General features: G+C 73.9%; 15 protein-coding genes and 1 pseudogene. 8 read left to right on the top strand and 8 right to left on the bottom strand.

Going from position 1 to position 16,711, the window contains the following annotated elements:
- Nucleotides 1–96: 96 nt before the first annotated feature.
- From ACFRQN_RS26310 to ACFRQN_RS26300, 3 genes and pseudogenes are all read left to right on the top strand, one after another.
- Nucleotides 97–789 (top strand): annotated as a pseudogene (locus tag ACFRQN_RS26310) (glycosyltransferase family 2 protein); the annotation flags it as partial.
- Entirely contained in the window at nt 766–1,446 is a 681-nt protein-coding gene (locus ACFRQN_RS26305) for a DUF2064 domain-containing protein (protein WP_380742579.1), read from the top strand. The pseudogene ACFRQN_RS26310 and the gene ACFRQN_RS26305, both read left to right, overlap by 24 nt.
- A complete protein-coding gene (locus tag ACFRQN_RS26300; protein WP_380742561.1) occupies nt 1,443–2,114 on the top strand; it encodes a methyltransferase domain-containing protein in 672 nt (223 codons plus the stop codon). The genes ACFRQN_RS26305 and ACFRQN_RS26300 overlap by 4 nt, the downstream gene beginning before the upstream one ends.
- Before the next feature lie 124 nt (nt 2,115–2,238).
- On the opposite strand, the gene ACFRQN_RS26295 is transcribed toward ACFRQN_RS26300, so the two are convergent.
- The 4 genes from ACFRQN_RS26295 to ACFRQN_RS26280 all read right to left on the bottom strand — a co-directional run bounded on the left by ACFRQN_RS26295 (nt 2,239) and on the right by ACFRQN_RS26280 (nt 6,384).
- A complete protein-coding gene (locus ACFRQN_RS26295) occupies nt 2,239–3,576 on the bottom strand; it encodes a glycosyltransferase 87 family protein (protein WP_380742559.1) in 1,338 nt (445 codons plus the stop codon).
- 62 nt (nt 3,577–3,638) lie between these two features.
- The gene (locus ACFRQN_RS26290) at nt 3,639–4,496 is read right to left on the bottom strand and encodes an S-methyl-5'-thioadenosine phosphorylase (protein WP_380742557.1); all 858 of its coding nucleotides are present in this window, start codon (nt 4,494–4,496) and stop codon (nt 3,639–3,641) included.
- 86 nt (nt 4,497–4,582) lie between these two features.
- The gene (locus ACFRQN_RS26285) at nt 4,583–5,095 is read right to left on the bottom strand and encodes a hypothetical protein (protein WP_380742555.1); all 513 of its coding nucleotides are present in this window, start codon (nt 5,093–5,095) and stop codon (nt 4,583–4,585) included.
- Nucleotides 5,092–6,384, bottom strand: coding sequence for a molybdopterin-dependent oxidoreductase (locus ACFRQN_RS26280; RefSeq protein ID WP_380742577.1), 1,293 nt, complete (start codon nt 6,382–6,384; stop codon nt 5,092–5,094). The genes ACFRQN_RS26285 and ACFRQN_RS26280 overlap by 4 nt, the downstream gene beginning before the upstream one ends.
- Before the next feature lie 300 nt (nt 6,385–6,684).
- Here ACFRQN_RS26280 and ACFRQN_RS26275 point away from each other — a divergent pair, with 300 nt between their 5' ends.
- Nucleotides 6,685–7,065, top strand: a complete 381-nt coding sequence (locus ACFRQN_RS26275; RefSeq protein ID WP_380742553.1) for an alpha/beta fold hydrolase — start codon at nt 6,685–6,687, stop codon at nt 7,063–7,065.
- Here the strand turns inward: ACFRQN_RS26275 and ACFRQN_RS26270 are convergent.
- On the bottom strand, nt 7,058–7,375 hold the full coding sequence (locus ACFRQN_RS26270) for a cytoplasmic protein (RefSeq protein ID WP_074003360.1): 318 nt from the start codon (nt 7,373–7,375) through the stop codon (nt 7,058–7,060). The genes ACFRQN_RS26275 and ACFRQN_RS26270 overlap by 8 nt on opposite strands.
- 407 nt (nt 7,376–7,782) lie before the next feature.
- Nucleotides 7,783–8,748, bottom strand: coding sequence for an NAD(P)-dependent alcohol dehydrogenase (locus tag ACFRQN_RS26265; RefSeq protein ID WP_380742551.1), 966 nt, complete (start codon nt 8,746–8,748; stop codon nt 7,783–7,785).
- 99 nt (nt 8,749–8,847) lie between these two features.
- Between ACFRQN_RS26265 and ACFRQN_RS26260 the strand changes: the two genes are divergently transcribed.
- The gene (locus ACFRQN_RS26260; protein ID WP_380742549.1) at nt 8,848–9,528 is read left to right on the top strand and encodes a TetR/AcrR family transcriptional regulator; all 681 of its coding nucleotides are present in this window, start codon (nt 8,848–8,850) and stop codon (nt 9,526–9,528) included.
- 157 nt (nt 9,529–9,685) lie between these two features.
- Here the strand turns inward: ACFRQN_RS26260 and ACFRQN_RS26255 are convergent, their stop codons facing one another.
- Nucleotides 9,686–10,315 (bottom strand): TetR/AcrR family transcriptional regulator, encoded by a 630-nt coding sequence (locus ACFRQN_RS26255; protein WP_074003363.1) that lies wholly within the window; start codon nt 10,313–10,315, stop codon nt 9,686–9,688.
- A 97-nt stretch (nt 10,316–10,412) separates the two neighbouring features.
- On the opposite strand from ACFRQN_RS26255, the gene ACFRQN_RS26250 reads away from it, so the two are divergent.
- Both ACFRQN_RS26250 and ACFRQN_RS26245 read left to right on the top strand, forming a co-directional pair.
- The gene (locus tag ACFRQN_RS26250; protein WP_380742547.1) at nt 10,413–11,909 is read left to right on the top strand and encodes an APC family permease; all 1,497 of its coding nucleotides are present in this window, start codon (nt 10,413–10,415) and stop codon (nt 11,907–11,909) included.
- Between the two features lie 151 nt (nt 11,910–12,060).
- Nucleotides 12,061–13,797, top strand: coding sequence for an amidase (locus tag ACFRQN_RS26245; protein ID WP_380742545.1), 1,737 nt, complete (start codon nt 12,061–12,063; stop codon nt 13,795–13,797).
- Nucleotides 13,798–14,122: 325 nt separating this feature from the next.
- Here the strand turns inward: ACFRQN_RS26245 and ACFRQN_RS26240 are convergent, their stop codons facing one another.
- Nucleotides 14,123–15,268 carry a hypothetical protein gene (locus tag ACFRQN_RS26240; RefSeq protein WP_380742543.1) on the bottom strand — a complete coding sequence of 382 codons (1,146 nt, stop codon included), beginning with the start codon at nt 15,266–15,268 and terminating at the stop codon, nt 14,123–14,125.
- Nucleotides 15,269–15,953: 685 nt separating this feature from the next.
- Between ACFRQN_RS26240 and ACFRQN_RS26235 the strand changes: the two genes are divergently transcribed.
- Nucleotides 15,954–16,526: a hypothetical protein gene (locus ACFRQN_RS26235; protein WP_380742540.1), complete on the top strand. Its 573-nt coding sequence runs from the start codon at nt 15,954–15,956 to the stop codon at nt 16,524–16,526.
- Nucleotides 16,527–16,711: the final 185 nt, after the last annotated feature.

Here is a 16,711-nt window from a genome sequence, read left to right as displayed (position 1 = left end):
GGTGCGGCCCCCGACGGCTCACCGGTGGGCCGTCGGCGCGACGTTCGGCTTCCGTAAGGCTGCGGCACCACCGTCCCGGGCCGACACGCCCTTAGCGTGGCCGACGTGACCTCCGCTACCCCTCGTTCGTCCGGTGTCGATGTCGTCCTGCCCTGCCTCGACGAGGCCGAGGCGCTGCCCTGGGTGCTCGGGCGCATCCCGCCCGGCTGGCGGGCCATCGTCGTGGACAACGGTTCGCGGGACGGCTCGGCCGAACTCGCCCGATCGCTCGGAGCGACCGTGGTCGAGGAGTCCCGGCGCGGGTTCGGCGCCGCCTGCCACGCCGGGCTCCTCGCCGCCACCGCCGAGCTGGTCTGCTTCCTGGACTGCGACGGCTCGCTCGACCCCGCCCAACTGCCCCGGGTCACCGCTCCGGTGACCGACGGCACGGCGGACCTCGTCCTCGGCCGCCGCCGGCCGGTGAGCACGGGCGCCTGGCCCCTGCACGCACGGCTCGCCAACACCGTGCTGGCCCGCCGGCTGCGGGCCCGCACCGGCGCCCCGCTGCACGACCTGGGCCCGATGCGGGCCGCCCGACGGGAACGCCTGCTGGCGCTCGGCCTGGGCGACCGCCGCTCCGGATACCCGCTGGAGATGGTGCTCGCCGCCTCGGCCGCCGGCATGCGGATCACCGAGACCTCCGTCGACTACCTGCCGCGCGCGGGCCGTTCGAAGGTCACCGGCACGGTGCGCGGCACCCGACAGGCGATCCGGGACATGCGGGCCGTGCTCGCCGCCCCGCCGCCCACCCTGCTGGTCATCGCCAAGTCGCCCGTACCCGGCCGGGTGAAGACCCGGCTCACCCCGGCCTGCACGCCCCAGCAGGCGGCGGCGCTGGCCGAGGCCGCGCTCTCCGACACCCTGCACACCCTGGCCACCGTGCCGGCCGGGCGGCGCCTGCTGGTCCTGGACGGCGAACCGGGCCGCTGGCTGCCGCCCGGGTGGCAGGTGCTTCCGCAGAGCGGCGGCGGACTGGACGCCCGGCTGGCGGCGGCCTTCGGCCACGCGGCCCGGCTGGCCCCGCACGCGCCCGCGCTGCTGGTCGGCATGGACACCCCGCAGCTCAGCGCGGCCACCCTGGCCGAGCCGCTCTCCCCGGCGGGCCGGGCCGGGGCCGACGCCTGGTACGGGCCCGCGACCGACGGCGGCTTCTGGGCCCTCGGCCTGGCCCGGCCCACCGAGGACCTCGCCCGCCGGCTCCTCCTGGGGGTGCCGATGTCGACCCCGGACACGGGGCGGGTGCTCCTCGACCGGCTCGGGGCGGCCGGCCTGACGGTGCGCACCCTGCCGGAAGCCACCGACGTGGACACCGTCGAGGACGCCCTGCTGGTCGCCTCCCAGGCGCCGCGGAGCCGGTTCGCCGCCCGCCTGCGCTCGTTCCGCACCGTCCCCGAGGTGGCGGGTTGACCGGCACCTCGACGGCATGGATCGACGACCCGTTCGCCGACGCCGTCCGCACCGGACGCGGTCCGCTGTGGCTGCGCGGCGACGACGGACGCCGGATCCCGCTCGACATCGAACGCTGGTGCGCCCCGGCCGCCGGCGGCGACCACAGCCTCCTGATGCGCTGCTTCCACCTGTCCGCGCCGGTCGTGGACCTCGGCTGCGGACCCGGCCGACTGGTCGCCGCGCTCCTCGCCGTGGGCGTCCCGGCCCTCGGCGTCGACGTCACCCCGGCGGCCGTCGCCCGCACCCTGGGCCTCGGCGGCGCGGCCCTCTGCCGGTCGGTGTTCGACCGGCTCCCCGCCGAGGGCCGCTGGGGTGCGGCCCTGCTCGCGGACGGCAACCTCGGCATCGGCGGGAACCCGGAGGCCCTGCTGCGGCGTGCGGCCGAACTCATCGCGCCGGACGGGCTGTTGCTGGTGGAGGTCGAGCCGCGCGAGGTCGACGAACGCGTCACCGTCCGGGTCGAGGGCCCGGACGGCCGGCTAGGCCCGCCCTTCGCCTGGGCACGCCTCGGCGCCAGGGCCGCCGTACGACGGGCCTACGGCGCCGGGCTCGTCGAAGCGGAACGCTGGACCTCCCACGGCCGACGCTTCCTCACCCTGCGCCGCCGCACCGCGCCCGCCCGCTGAGAGTGCCCGCCATCACCACCCGTCGGCCGACCTCTCTCGCCCTACGCCCTTCGACCGGTTCACCCGCACTCACGATCCGACCCGCGCCGCTCCGTCAGACCCCGTCAGACCCCGTCAGACTCCGTCAGTTCCCGGCCCCCGCCACGGCGGCGACCCGCCCCGTACGGCGCCGGCGCAGCAGCGGGACCAGGAGGACGACGCACAGGGCCGTGCCGTAGGCGAACTGCTGCGCCACCGGGCCCTGCACCAGGTAGAGCGCCTGCCCGGCGGCCGGGACGGCCAGCCACTCCCAGCGGCCGTCGAGCGCCACCAGCGCGACCACCAGGAGCCCGTACCAGGGGTAGGAGGGCGCGACCAACAGCAGCGCCGTGCCCGTCACCAGGAGCGCGCCGGCCCACGGCCGGCTCCGGTCGCCCCGGCGGAGGACCCGGACCACCACGGCCGCCAGGACGAACGCCGCCGCCCACGGTGCGAGGCGGTCGGACAGCACCAGCCTCAGCAGCCCGAACCGGTCGATGTGGCCCTGCTCGTAGCCCTCCTCCTTCAGGTAGCCCGGCAGGTAGCCGAGGACCGAGGCGCCCGAGGCCACGACGTACGGGAGGTAGGACAGGGCGAAGGCGCCGAGCGCGGATCCGACCAGCAGGACGTCCTTCCGGGAAGGGCGCCGTGCGGACAGGCCCGCCAGCGCGCCGGGGAGGACGAGGGCCGGCAGCAGCTTGGTCGCGACCGCGCCGCCCAGGAGGAGCCCGCCTCGCACGGCCCTCCCGCGCGCCGCGCAGCCGAGCCCGGCGACCGTCAGCAGGGCTCCGAGCGTGTCCACGTGCGCGTCGTTGACCGCCCACACGGCCACGCCGGGGAACCACCCCCACAACGCGGCCCGCCACCGCTCCCGCCCCACCCTCAGCAGCAGGGCGGTCGTCGCCACCGCCAGCACCGCACTGCCGGCCTGCACCCCGCGGACCCCGCCGCCGAACGGGTGCACGACGACGAACCAGACCTGTGCCACCGGCGGATAGATGGTGTGCACGGCCGGCCGGTTGATCCGGGTGCAGTCCCCGGCCGTGGTGCGCCGCTCGTCCCAGCCCGTGCAGCCGTCACCGACCGGGAAGAGCCCCGGGTCACGCAACCGGGCCAGCGCCGGATCGTCCGGGGTGTGGGCGTAGGGCGAGATCCCGGCCGCCTGGACCCGGCCGTCCCAGACGTAGCGGTAGGCGTCGTCACTGGTGCGGGGTGGGGCCAGCAGCCCGACTGCGGCGACGGCCACGGCGCCGGCCAGGACCAGCGGCGCGACCAGCCGACCGGGCACCCTGCGCACCAGCACCACCGCGACCGCGAACAGGGCCGTGTCGAGGAGGTACCAGACGGCGAGCGGCACGGAGCCGCCGTCGGTGACGGTCAGCGCCAGAGCGCTGACCAGGGCCGCGAGCGCGAGCGCGCAGGACGGAACGGTACGGTCGATCATCCTGCCCAACCTCCCGGTGATGAAGTCTCGCGGCCCCGGCGTTCCCTCGCCGGGATGGGGCGTCAGACGCCGGGGACCCCTGGAAGACCGGTTGTGAGACCGTCCAGGGCGTGCGGGCAGGGGCACTCGCGCACCAGCGGCAGCCGTTCCACCGCCTTGAACAGCACGGTGCGCAGCCGGTCGACGTTGCGGGCGAACTCCTTCAGCACCTCGCCGTGGGTGACGCCCGCGCCGCTCTCCACCCCGGCGTCGAGATCCGTGACCAGGGCCAGCGAGGCGTAGCAGAGCCCGAGTTCACGGGCGAGGACGGCCTCCGGGTGTCCCGTCATGCCGACCACCGACCAGCCGTTGGCGGTGAACCAGCGGGACTCGGCGCGGGTGGAGAAGCGCGGGCCCTCGATCACCACCAGCGTTCCGCCGTCGACGGGCTCCCAGGCCGCCTCCCGGGCGGCGTCCAGTGCCGCCTTCCGCCCCGCCGGGCAGTACGGGTCGGCCATGGACACGTGCACCACCTCCGGCACCGTGCCGTCCGGCAGCGGCAGGCCGTCGTAGAAGGTCTGCGGGCGCCCCGAGGTCCGGTCCACGAACTGGTCGGGCACCAGCAGCGTGCCCGGCCCGTACTCCGGGCGCAGCCCGCCCACCGCGCACGGTGCGACCACCTGCCGCACACCCAGCGTGTGCAGCGCCCACAGGTTGGCGCGGTAGTTGATCCGGTGCGGGGGAAGCCGGTGGCCGCGCCCGTGCCGGGGTAGGAACGCGACCCGGCGGCCGGCCGCCTCTCCCACGAACACCGCGTCGCTCGGTTCGCCGTACGGGGTGTCCACCCGTACCTCGGCCACGTCGTCCAGCAGCTCGTAGAGCCCGGAGCCACCGATGACGCCCACCTCGGCGCTCGGCGGGACGTCCTGGTCGACCGTCATCCCGGTCCACCTCTCTTCTCGGGAACAGCCTCCCGGCCAACTCTAGGAACGGACCGGGCCGGAACCGGGGCACCATGCCTTACGGATCACGAACGTCCCCGCGCCGCCGGCTCGCGGCGGGGCTTGTGCGACCGTCCCCGCCGGGCCGTCGCGGCGAGCAGGCAGAGCGCCGAGACGGCGAAGAACGCCGCGGTCAGCAGCAGCCAGCGCCCGAGGAAGACGTCCGGGTCCAGGCCGGTGGCGGAGCGGTACCCGGGGACGCGACGCAGGACGAGCGGGTACCAGACGACCAGCAGCAGCAGCGAGAGGAAGGCGGGGACGCGGACGTAGTTGACCGCCGGCATCCGGTGCGTACCGCCCGCGGGAGCCTGGCGGACACCCGTCAGGGCCTGGGCGGCCCGGTCGGTGAGCGTGTAGAGCGGCAGCAGGACCAGGTCGTGGAGCAGCGCGGCCCCGACGAACCAGATCACGACGCCGAGCGGATCGCCCTTGAGGAGGCGGATCCCGGCGTACAGGGCCAGGGCGAAGGAACACAGGAGGAGGAGCACGTGCAGGGGGGATGCGCCGTAGCGCTCGCGGAGGCCGCTGCGGCGCTTCATCCGGTGGCTCCGAAGGTGAGGCGGGTGACCCATTTGGTGTTGTGGACACCGGGGTTGGCGGGAACGATGATCCGGGCCGGGTAGCCGTGGTCGGGCGAGAGGTCGGCTCCGTTGACGCGCAGGGCCAGCAGGGAGCGGACGTCGCGGACCTGGTTGTCGCGCAGGACGGTGGAGGAGAAGGACCCGCCGCGTTCGACGGATTCCACGAAGACGTCCGGTGGGCTGTCGGTCAGGCCGACGAGCGCGGCCAGCTCGGTCAGCCGGACGCCGGTCCAGTCCTGGTCGGGCGTGGACCATCCCTCGACGCAGGCGATGGGCAGGGCCGCGGTGGTCTGCGGCAGGCTCCTCAGCTCATCCAGGGTGAGGACGGTTTCCCGGCCGGGGCCGCGGACGGTCAGCCGCCAGTCGGGGCCGATGTCGGCGGGGCGGATACCGACGGCGGCGGCGGTCTTGTTGATCTGGAAATCGCTCGGGCCGTCGCCGGGCTCCTGGCCGTGCGGGGCGAGCAGCGCGGTCCTGCGCCACCATCCGCCGATGCTCTGACCGACCGTCACCGCGAACAGCGCGAGGGAGCCCGCACCGACCAGCGCGAGGGCTCCACGCCGGGAGAGGGTCGCGGGCGCGGGGCGCGGGGAGACCAGACCGGTGTCGTCGGGCGGCTCGGGCAGCGTGTCGGCGGCACCGGTGCGCAGTTCGGTGCACAGGCGCCGGCTGCGCAGCGCCCGGACCATGACCGGGACGCGGAACACCACGTGGACGACGAAGGCGCCGATGAAGACCCAGGCACCGTAGTAGTGCAGGGTGTAGAAGGAGCCGGGAAAGATGTAGTGCAGCTGGATGTTGAGGATGCCGGTGGCGAACTCGAACAGCGCGCCGCCGACCAGGAGCAGCAGCGACAGGCGCTCGACCGCCTGGGCCGGCGAGCGGAGCGGGGGCCAGGCGAAGAGCTTGGGGATGACCGACCAGAGCTTGGCCAGCAGCACCGGGACCAGCACGATGCCGAGGGTCACGTGGATCCCCTGGTTCAACCGGTACAGCCAGCTGGGGCTGGTCGGCCATGAGAAGAGGTAGAAGCCGAGCCAGCCCTTGTCCGGGGTCTGGTCGTTGACCGCGGCGAGGTCGGGGTTGTAGGCGGCGTAGGACAGCAGCCCGGTCACGAACACCACCGTGATCCCGGGCAGCAGCACCAGGCCGAACACCGAGGTGAGCCAGGGGCCGCGCAAGGGGCTGCGCCAGAACTCCGGGCGTGCGGGCCCGGGCGGCGGGCCGGCGGCGAGCCCGGCACGCAGGCGGGATCCCCTGGGCTTGGGGGCTGTACGCGTCGGCGCGTGAGGGGCCGGTCGCCGTCCCTCCGCGGTGTGGTCGCGCGGCGGCGCCGGGGGCTGCTCGGGCTGCCAGGGCTGCGGGAGCGGTGGCGGAGGTCCGGCGGCCGGCTTGCCCGCGGAGGGCTGCGGTGCCGGAACCGGCCCGGGCTCCCGCTCGGGGCCGGGTTGCGGGCGGTGGGGTCCGTCGGCGTCGTCGTGGGCGTTCAGGGTGGCGCTCCTTCGCGGGTGCGTGCGGAGGCGGTTTGGCCGCGCTGACACGACCGTATGCCGCAGATCACCCATGAAGCAGCAATCAACTTATTACGGAATTTCAGGTCGCCGCCGGTCATCGAGGAAGCATCCGGCTGCTCACCCCATGGACCTGAATGCACGTCAGATCATCTTCTGCCGCGGCACCCTGGCTCGGCCGTCCGACCCCCCGCACCGGCAAGACGCAGCAACCGGTCCCGCGGCGCCGCGGTCACGGGCCGACGGCCGCTGTCCCGCGCCTCGAACGAAGGCCTCGCGACCGACATCCGGTTCGTCGGGATCCCCGACGCCGGCCACTTCCTGTCGGAGGAACAGCCGGAACTACTGAGCCGCGAACTGATCGGCTTCTTCAAGGCTCGCGCGAACGCGGCACCCACCAGGCAGCCGGTCATTTGAGTTCGACGAAGATGATGTGGGTGTCCGTCGTCCCGATGTTCTCGCCGACGTGGGTCCGGGCCGGCAGCCAGTTCGCCTCAGGTGCCCGTTTCCGTTCGACCTCGACCACGGTGTCGCCCTCGGTCATGCGGCGTCGGAAGGTGCTCAGGACGACCATGACGCTGTCGGGGTGGTAGTGGAGCCCGGTCTTGACCCCCGGGGTGTCGCGGTACTCGAGCACCCGGACGCGCGCGTTCTCGAAGACGATGCGGTAGAGGTCAGGGTCGGTGACGGTGGGGTCCTGGTCCTCGGCATCTCCTTGGCCCGTCATACGGCGCCAGCCGCCTCGATGGCCGGCGCCGGATCGGCGCCGCGTCGTCCGGGCAGGCTGTCGGGCCCCCGGGGACCCGTGGAAGCGGGAGCCTGGGCGGTGCTCTGCGTCATGCTGGGCCTTTCGACTTGAGGGAGAACAGTCGGCCGTAGGCGGCCGGCGACGGCGGCGAACGGGGCGATGACGACCCGCGGCGGACCGCCACGCGCGACGACAACCCCGGGCCTCCGACACTGCCGCGATCAAGAACGAGGCGCAGCCCGACGCCGCCAACCGGCCCCAACCCGCAATTGCGCCGAACGTGGGCATCCTGGTCCTACAACCCCTGGTCAGCCGGATGAAACCGTTGCTCAGACGGGGCCGCACGAACCCGTACGGGTGACTGCGACCAGCGCCTCCACCGGCTCCTACGCGACCCTGACCACGTACTTGCCCCGGACGCCGCCCGCCTCCAGCGCCCGGTGCGCCGCCGCTGTCTCCTCCAGGGGGAAGACCGTGTCCACCGCGGGGCGCAGCTTGCCCTCGGCCACGTGGCGGGCGAGGTCGTCGAAGTCCGCCCGCTTGGGGTCGCCGCTGAAGAAGCGGACCCGGCGGTGTCCGTGGACCGTGCTGGCCACGACGTAGCCGAACGTCGCGGCGGGCCGTTTCGGGTCGAAGGCGAGGGCGACCATGCGCCCGCCGGGGGTCAGCAGGCGCCGGAAGGCCCGCAGGTCGGTCCCCACGGCGTCCAGGACCACGTCGAAGCGGCCCAACTCGGCCGGCCGCACGGTCCGGTGGTCGACGGCCCGGTGCGCGCCGAGTCCGCGGACGAAGTCGAGGCTCGCCGCGCGGGCGAGGGCCGTGACCTCGGCGCCGTACGCCCGTCCGAGCTGGACGGCGGCGTTGCCGACACCGCCCGCCGCGCCCCGGACGAGGAGTCGTTCGCCGGGGCGCAGCCCGGCCTTGTCCCGCAGGGCGGTGATGACGGCGGTGGCCACCGGCAGCGCGGCGGCGTGCACCGGGTCGAGGCCGTCGGGGAGCCGGCCGACCCGCTCGGCGGGCACGGTGACGTACTCGGCGGCGCTGCCGAACCCGGAGGTGCGGCCCAGGACTCCCCAGACGCGGTCGCCGGCCGCCAACCGGGTGACTCCGGCTCCCGGTGCGGCGACCTCGCCGGTGAAGTCCAGGCCGACGCGCTTGGGGAACGTCCGGCCGCTCAGGAGGCGGAGACGGCCGGAGCGGACGGCCAGTTCGCCGCCGTTGACGCTGAACGCGCGCACCTTCACGAGGACCTCGCCGCGGGCCGGCTCGGGGCGCGGCACGCGACCCGTGTAGAGCACGTCGGGGCCGCCGTAGCGGTCGTAGAGCACTGCCTTCATCATGTGGTCGTTCATCGTTCCGCCTTTGCCGCCGGGGGCCGTAGGGATCTGGCAGCGACCGTAGGCTCTCAAGTGGACGCAATCGTCCGTTTCGACCGGAAGCGAGAGACAGTGATGGCGGAATCCTCTCGGATCACAGCCCGGGACGGGGTGCGGGCAGACGCCCGGCGCAACCGGGAGCGCGTCCTCGTCGCCGCCCGTGCGGTCTTCGCGGAGCACGGGATCGACGCCCCGATGGCGACCGTGGCCCGTCGGGCCGGGGTCGGCGTGGCCACGCTGTACCGGCACTTCCCGACCCGGGACGCCCTGGTGCGGGGCGCGTTCGCGCAGCAGATGGAGACCTGCTCGCGGGCGCTCACCGAGGCGCTGGCCGCCCCCGACCCGTGGCAGGGCTTCCAGCAGCTGGTCGAGACGGTCTGCGCCCTGCAACGGGAGGAACGCGGCTTCCCGGCCGCGTTCGTCACGGCCTTCCCGGACAGCACGCCGGAGCACGCGCAGTCCCGGCGACGGGCCGAGCGGGACCTCACGACCCTGGTCCGCAGAACCCAGGCCTCGGGCTCGCTGCGGGCCGATTTCCACCCCTCCGACCTCACCGTGGTCCTGCTGGCACACTGCGCCCTGGTGACCGCCCTGCCGGACGACGGTGCGGCGTCCCGGCGCCTGGTGGCCTACCTGCTCCAGTCGTTCCGCGCCGACGCGGCCAGCGGACCGCTGCCTCCGCCGGCCGCGCTGACACTGCGCAACCTCCCAATGGCGACGGACAGTTCGCAGCGGCAGCGGCACCCCAGGGGCTGACACGAGACAGCACCTGCCGCACGGGCAGGCCAGTCCGACGGCTCCGCCGGCGTCCCGCCCGTCCGGTTGCGGGGCGCTCGGGGCCGGTGCCCTCACGCTGGTGTCGGGAACCAGGAGCCTCAGTCCCGTCCCGGGGAAGCGACGAGCCGCCCCGGCCCTACGGGGTCCGCCGCTCCACGCCGTCGAGCAGCAGACCGAGCCCCAGCTCGAACCCGCGGTCGTCGAGGCCCGTCGCGCCGCCGCCGCGGGCGAAGGAGCTGTCCAGGGCGTCCGCGAGCGCCGGGTACTCCGGCCGGTACTCGGCCGGTGCCCGGGTGAATCCGGCCGCGAAGGTCTCCACCGCGGAGCCGAGTACCAGGTAGTCCACCGCCGCGGCGACCTCCGCCGCGTCCGCGGGGCCGAGGCCGGCCCGGCCGAGGAGGGCGAGCAGCCCGTTGTAGCCGCGCAGCGCGCTGGCTGCTTCGACGCGGCGGCGGGCGAGCAGGGCGATGGCGTTCGGGTGCCTCAGGAAGACCGCGCGGTAGCCGCGCGCGTACGCCGCGAGGCCGGCCCGCCAGTCGGGATCGCCCAGCGGTGTGTGGTCGATCTCGTCGTTGACCAGCCCGGAGACCGCGTCGACCAGCTCGTCCTTGCTCTGGATGTGGTTGTAGAGCGAGGCCGCCTTGACCCCGAGCCGCTCCGCCAGCGCCCGCATGGTCAGGCCGTCGGGGCCGTCCTCGTCCACCACCTGGAGCGCGGCGAGCGCGATCCGCTCGCGGGTCAGCACTGCCCTGCTCGGTCGGCCCACAGAAAAATCCCCTCTTCCGCTCCCCGTGTCCGGAGGCTATCGTGCCAGATCAACAGCGGTTGCTAACAAAGTTAGTTTTATCTGGAAGGCGCAGCCCGTGGCCGAGACCACCCCGACCGATGCCGACCGGCTGGCCACGCTCGGCTACCAGCAGGAGCTGCGGCGCAGCCTGACCGTGCTCGGAAACATCTCCATGGGCTTCGCCGTCGTCTCCCCGGTCGTGGGGCTGTACGCCGCCGTGCAGGTCGGCATGAGCGTCGCGGGCGGGGCCTGGGTCTGGGCGCTGCCGCTGTGCCTGCTCGGGCAGTGCCTGGTCGTCGCCGTCTACTCCGAGCTCGCCTCGCAGTGGCCGCTGGCCGGCGGCGCCTACCAGTGGAGCAGACGCCTGGCCAGACCGGCCGTCGCCTGGCTGAGCGGCTGGATGTGGCAGTTCGCCGTGATGTTCGGCAACACCACCGTCGCCTACCTCGCCTCGCCCTGGCTCTTCGCGCTCTTCGGCACCGTCCCGACGCCCGCCGAACAGGTCCTCGTCTCGGCCGGCTTCATCCTCTGCTGCACCCTGGTCAACGCCTACGGCATCAACTTCCTGCGCTGGTTCGTCGGCCTGGGCATCGCCGCCGAAGCCGTCGCCTCCGTCCTGGTCGGCCTCACCCTGCTGCTGGTCTTCCGGCAGCACGGCCTCTCCCTGCTCACCGACTTCCTGAACGCGCCGAAGGGGCTGGGCATCAGCGACACCGGTGCCCTGCTCGCCGCCGTGGCCGTTGCCGGCTGGGCCTTCATGGGCTTCGACGCCTGCGTGTCGGCCGCCGAGGAGACCAAGGACGCCGCCCGACAGGTCCCCAGGGCGATGTGGTGGTCGCTGCTCAGCGTCGGACTCGTCGTCATCCTCAACGCGGTCTCCGTCGAACTCGCCCACCCCGACCCCGCCGACGTCGTCGCGGTCAAGGACCTCGACCCGGTCACCACCGCCGTCACCCACGCCTTCGGCGGCTGGGCCGAGAAGCCCTTCGTCCTCGTCGTCCTGATCAGCTTCACGGCCTGCCTGATGGCCTCCCAGGGCGGCGCCGCCCGCGGCCTCTACTCCCTCGCCCGCGACGACGTCTTCCCCTTCTCCCGCCACGTCCGCAAGGTCAACCGGCACAAGGCGCCGATCGGCGGCCTCGTCGCCGCCACGGCGGTCAGCTGCGCCGCGCTGGTGCTCGGCCTGAACACCTCGGCCATCGGCAGCCTGATCACCTTCGGCAGCGCCGCCATCTTCGTGCCGTTCTTCATCCTCGCCCTCGTCGCCCTCGTCGCCCGCCTGCGCGGCACCTGGACGCCCGCCGGAGCGGTCGGCTACGGACGCCTCGGCACCCCGCTCAACGTCCTCGCGGTGCTGTGGACCGGCTTCGAACTGGTCAACATCTGCTGGCCGCGCACCATCCTCGCCCCGGCCGGAGCACCCTGGTACCAGATCTGGGCGGCGCCGCTCGGCGTCGGCACCGTCACCCTCGCCGGCCTCGCCTACCTGCTGGCCCGCCGCCCCGACCGCCGCATGACCGACACCGACCAGGAGCACCCGCACACCGCCGAACTCGCCCCCGCCGTCCTGTAGCCGGCGTCGGCCCGGGCGGCACCGCTCGGCCGACGCGTGCGAAGCTGCATCCCACCCCCCGGGCGGGGTCACGTCCCACCAGCGGCCCAGCGCCGCACCTTCGAGGCCCGACACCTCGGACCGTTCAACCGAAAACCCTGGAGGCACCCGCATGACACGCGCATTCGACGTCGTCGAGACCGGTATCGCCGACCTGCGCGCGGCGTTGGAGAAGGGCGAGACCACCGCGGTCGGGCTGCTCGACGCCTATCTCGCCCGGATCGACGCCTACGACCGGCCCGGCACCGCCACCGCGCTCAACGCGATGGTCGTGACGAACCCCCGCGCCCGCGCCGAGGCCGAGGCCTCCGACGCCCGCCGCGCCCGCGGCGAGACCCTCGGCCCCCTCGACGGCATCCCCTACACCGCCAAGGACAGCTACCTCGCCGAGGGCCTCACCGCCGCCGCCGGCTCACCGGCCTTCGAGCGCCTCGTGGCCCAGCGCGACGCCTTCGCCATCGAGCGCCTGCGCGCCGGCGGGGCCGTGCTCATCGGCCTGACCAACATGCCGCCGATGGCCAACGGCGGCATGCAGCGCGGCGTGTACGGCCGCGCGGAGAGCCCGTACAGCGCCGACTGGCTGACCAGCGCCTACGGCTCCGGCTCCTCCAACGGCTCCGGCACCGCCACGGCCGCCTCGTTCGGCGCCTTCGGCCTCGGTGAGGAGACCTGGTCCTCGGGCCGGGCCCCCGCCTCCAACAACGCGCTGTGCGCCTACACGCCCAGCCGCGGCGTGATCTCGGTGCGCGGCAACTGGCCGCTCGTCCCGACCATGGACGTCGTCGTCCCCCACACCCGCACCATGGCCGACCTGCTCGAACTGCTCGACGTCATCGTCGCCGACGACCCGGACACCCGCGGCGACCTGTGGCGCGCCCAGCCCTGGATCCCGCTGCCCGCGCCGTCCCAGGTCCGTCCGGCCTCCTACCCGGCGCTGGCCCCCGCGGACGCGGCAGCGGCGCGCGCGACGCTCGCCGGGCGGCGCGTCGGCGTCCCCCGGATGTACATCAACGCCGACCCCGACGCCGGCACCAACCCCGACGGCGGCATCGGCGGCCAGACCGGGCAGCCGATCGACACCCGCGCCTCGGTGATCGCCCTGTGGCAGGCCGCCCGCCGCGACCTGGAGGCCGCCGGCGCCGAGGTCGTCGAGGTCGACTTCCCCGTGGTGACCAACTACGAGTCGGACCGCCCCGGCGCGCCGTCGCTCCTCACCCGAGGCCTGGTCAGCCGCGACTTCCTCACCCACGAGATCCTCGACCTCTCCGCCTGGGCCTGGGACGACTTCCTGCGCGCCAACGGGGACCCCTCGCTGGCGACGCTCGCCGACGTCGACGGCGCGCTCATCTGGCCCAAGCACCCCGGCGAACTGCCGGACCGCTACGCCGGCTTCGACGACGGGATCGCCGACTACCCGCGGCTGGTGCGCGACAACCCCTACGCGTCGATCACCGACATGCCGCACCTCGAGGAAGGCCTGCGCGGCCTGGAGGAGACCCGCCGGATCGACCTGGAGACGTGGATGGACGAACTCGGCCTGCACGCCGTGGTCTTCCCCACCGTCGCCGACGTCGGCCCCGCGGACATGGACGTGAACGAGGCCTCCGCCGACCTCGGCTGGCGCAACGGCGTCTGGGTCGCCAACGGCAACCTCGCCCCCCGCCACCTCGGCATCCCGACGGTCACCGTGCCCATGGGCACCATGGCGGACACCGGCGTGCCCGTCGGGCTGACCTTCGCGGGCCGCTCCTACGACGACAACAGCCTGCTCCGGCTCGCCGCCGCCTTCGAGTCGACCGGGCACCGCCGCACGGAGCCGCCGCGCACCCCGCGCCTTCCGGCCGTCTGACGACCTGACGGACCGTCAAGACGCCGAGGAATTTGCGGGTTTACACCTTCCCGACCATGATTCCACAGACCGGAGAGGCCGCTTCCACCAGAAGGCGGAGGCGGCCTCTCCGGCCCTTCCGCCCCATCCGCGGGTCAGTTCGAAGCCTTGAGCCAACCGGCCCAGGCACTCGACCGGGCGCACCGCACGGGCCAACCCCTGCGCGCGACGCCACCTGGAAAGGCCGTTCACGGCGCCGGGGTGAGCACAAGTTCATGTCCTCGCACCGGCGCCGGTGCGAGGTGGGCAACCCCGATCGGAACACCGCCGCGCGGGGCAGCGGGCACTACCAGGCGATGAGGATGTAGCCGTCGCTGCCGCCGGCCGCGTCGGACGGGTTCCGGGCTCCGGTCCCGCCGGCGCCGGGGACGTCGTCCTCACCGGGCGGGTTCTCGCCACCGTGGCCGCCCGAGCCTCCGGCGCCGCCGTCGGTGCCGTCGCTGCCGGTACCGCCCCGCCCGGCACCGGGCGGCAGGGTGGCGCCGGGCGGCAGGGCGACCGTCGGGATACCGCCCGCACCGCCGGCGGTGCCGCCCTGGCCACCACGGGAGCCGTTGCCGCCGCTACCCGGAATGCCGGGGGGAAACGCGTTGGCGCCGTGTCCGCCGGGGGCGGCGTCGCCGCTGGCCGCGCCGGCCTGGCCGGAGCCCCCGGAACCGCCCGGGGCCACGCTGACCGAGACCGTGTTCCTGCCACAGGTCTTCGGGGACGCCCTGAACGCGGCGCCGCTCCCACCCCGGCCGCCCGGACCACCCGCGGCTCCGGTCCCGCCGCCTCCGCCCGCGCCGCCGAGCGAGCCGGTGGACGCCTCCCCGCCCCGGCCACCCCGCCCCGCACCGGCCGGCTCGCCGGGGAACCCGCTGTGGCCGCCGCCGAAGAGGAGCTCGACGGAGCGGTCGTTCGCGCGGACGTAGGTGTAGCTTCCGTCCGGGTTGAAGAGGCTGGCCCCACTGCCCGGGGTGCCCGCGGCACCGGGCTTGGCGGGCCGCGCGGTGGCACCCTCCCGGCCTCCGGCACCGCCGGTACCGCCCTGGGAGTTATTCCTCCTCGGCGGGCCGCCCTTGCCGACCGTGACCGAGAGGACCGTTCCGGGAGTGACCGACACGGCGCAGGTCACGAACACCCCCGCGCCACCGCCACCGCCACCTCCTCCCCCTCCGCCACCCGCTCCGCCGCCCCCGCCGCCGCCCGTGGCCTGGCCCAGGAAGGTCCAGTTCCCGCCACCGCCACCGCCGCCCCCACCGCCGCCTCCGCCCCCGGCCGCTCCACCACCGCCGGAGCCGAGCGCGTAGAGGGTCATGGTGCTGACGCCCTCCGGCACGGTGAACGAGTACTTTCCGGCCTGGAGGTACGCCTGTTGGCCGTGGGGCTGATCGACCGCCGCCCGGGGCCCGGCCCTGCCGACCTCGGCCTGAGCGGGGGCAGCGGTCACACCCAGGACGCAGCACAGTGCGGCGGGCACGCACAGCAGGGCCCGCCGGCGAGCGCGCCCGAAAGCGGGCCCACCACCCGAGGCCGACATCGGCGACGACGCAAGGAACCCGCCGGGGCGGGAACCGAGGGGACCATGGAGTCTCATGGCTTCATCGTGTGCCAACTCCCATGGCACCGCTACGCTTTCGATGCGAACTACCTCGTTCGGGTGGGTCGTTCCAATGGCTCGACCAACGGGCGGAGCTCCCCACCCGCCAGCCGTGACACGGTGACGGTCGCGCTGCCTTTACCGCTGGAATGCAGGACCGGTCGACCCCAAAGGCCCCGCCGGCGTGGCGGCGGGAGCGGAGGCATGGCATATAGGACGCATGCGGACTTTTTGTAGTCGCGCAACTTCCCTGAGTCAGGGGATCGGTGTCGCCGCGGCCGTCAAGGCCGAACTGCACCGCAGTCCTGAACCGGGCAACAGCACCACTCCGCCTCTGGAACCACCGCGCCAGAGCCGGCCTCCCAGCGCAGGTCTTCCACCCGCGGAACACCACTGGAGGGCGTTACCGGCGGTCACCGTACCCCGATCATCCCGACAACCGGGCGGCCGGAAGCGCAAGTTGGTCCTCCGAGTCTCGCCGAGACCGGACGCGGCCGGATCGCACAACCGAACTCAGCAGAAGGAGCAACATCCGATGATGAGAAGCCTCATGGCCACGAGCATGGCCAGCGGTCTGCTGGCCGCACTGTGCGCGGCGGGCGCAGGTACCGCGCACGCGACGTCACTGGTCGACAACCTCACCTGCGAGGCGAAGGACGCCGCGCTGACATTCGCGAAGGGGGTGACCGACACCCCCGCCGCCAACAGCTACACCCTCACCGGCAACCTCATCAACTGCGAAAGCATGTCCGGGACCTATCCGAACGTCGACCACGGCACCGTCGTCGCGGTGGGCTCCGGAACGCTCTCCTGTGGCGCCACTGATTCCTTCAACGGCAACGCGACCTTCACCTGGTACGACGCCTCCAACAGGAACGTCGGCACCACCACAGTCTCCTTCCAGGGCGGCGGAAAGGGCACCTCGGACTCCGGCGACATCTCCAACCACGAGACCGGCATCACCAACGCGACCAGCACCGTCGCACCCCTCAACAATTACGACAGCAGCTTCGCGCCGACCGGTTTCACCGGCTCGTGCACCGACCCCGGCGGGGTGACAGCCCTCACCGGGGACAACTTCTTCGACTTCAGTCTCATCCAGGTCTGAGCCCCGTCCGGCGGGGCCGCCGCCGCACGCACGGGCCTGGCCCCCGCCGCAAAGGTGGCGTTCCGGATCGGGCAGTCGGCCCCCACGTAGCCGCGAGGACGTCTCCCTCAGCCTCGCCTGACTCCGCCCCGCAGCGGCCTCCCGGACGGTCTGCGGGGCGGAGTCAGGCAGCACATGTACTACCC

The organism is Kitasatospora sp. NPDC056800 (assembly GCF_042789775.1).
Taxonomy (GTDB): Bacteria; Actinomycetota; Actinomycetes; order Streptomycetales; family Streptomycetaceae; genus Kitasatospora.
The sequence above is the reverse complement of the archived record's forward strand: the minus strand, read 5'-3'. Positions and strand labels throughout refer to the sequence as shown.

Coding starts and splice junctions, on each gene's coding strand:
- ACFRQN_RS26275 (WP_380742553.1), top strand. CDS start 6,685: ATGCCGCAGATCACCCATGAAGCAGCAATCAACTTATTACGGAATTTC.
- ACFRQN_RS26265 (WP_380742551.1), bottom strand. CDS start 8,748: ATGAACGACCACATGATGAAGGCAGTGCTCTACGACCGCTACGGCGGC.
- ACFRQN_RS26285 (WP_380742555.1), bottom strand. CDS start 5,095: ATGAAGCGCCGCAGCGGCCTCCGCGAGCGCTACGGCGCATCCCCCCTG.
- ACFRQN_RS26290 (WP_380742557.1), bottom strand. CDS start 4,496: ATGACGGTCGACCAGGACGTCCCGCCGAGCGCCGAGGTGGGCGTCATC.
- ACFRQN_RS26245 (WP_380742545.1), top strand. CDS start 12,061: ATGACACGCGCATTCGACGTCGTCGAGACCGGTATCGCCGACCTGCGC.
- ACFRQN_RS26270 (WP_074003360.1), bottom strand. CDS start 7,375: ATGACGGGCCAAGGAGATGCCGAGGACCAGGACCCCACCGTCACCGAC.
- ACFRQN_RS26295 (WP_380742559.1), bottom strand. CDS start 3,576: ATGATCGACCGTACCGTTCCGTCCTGCGCGCTCGCGCTCGCGGCCCTG.
- ACFRQN_RS26260 (WP_380742549.1), top strand. CDS start 8,848: ATGGCGGAATCCTCTCGGATCACAGCCCGGGACGGGGTGCGGGCAGAC.
- ACFRQN_RS26235 (WP_380742540.1), top strand. CDS start 15,954: ATGATGAGAAGCCTCATGGCCACGAGCATGGCCAGCGGTCTGCTGGCC.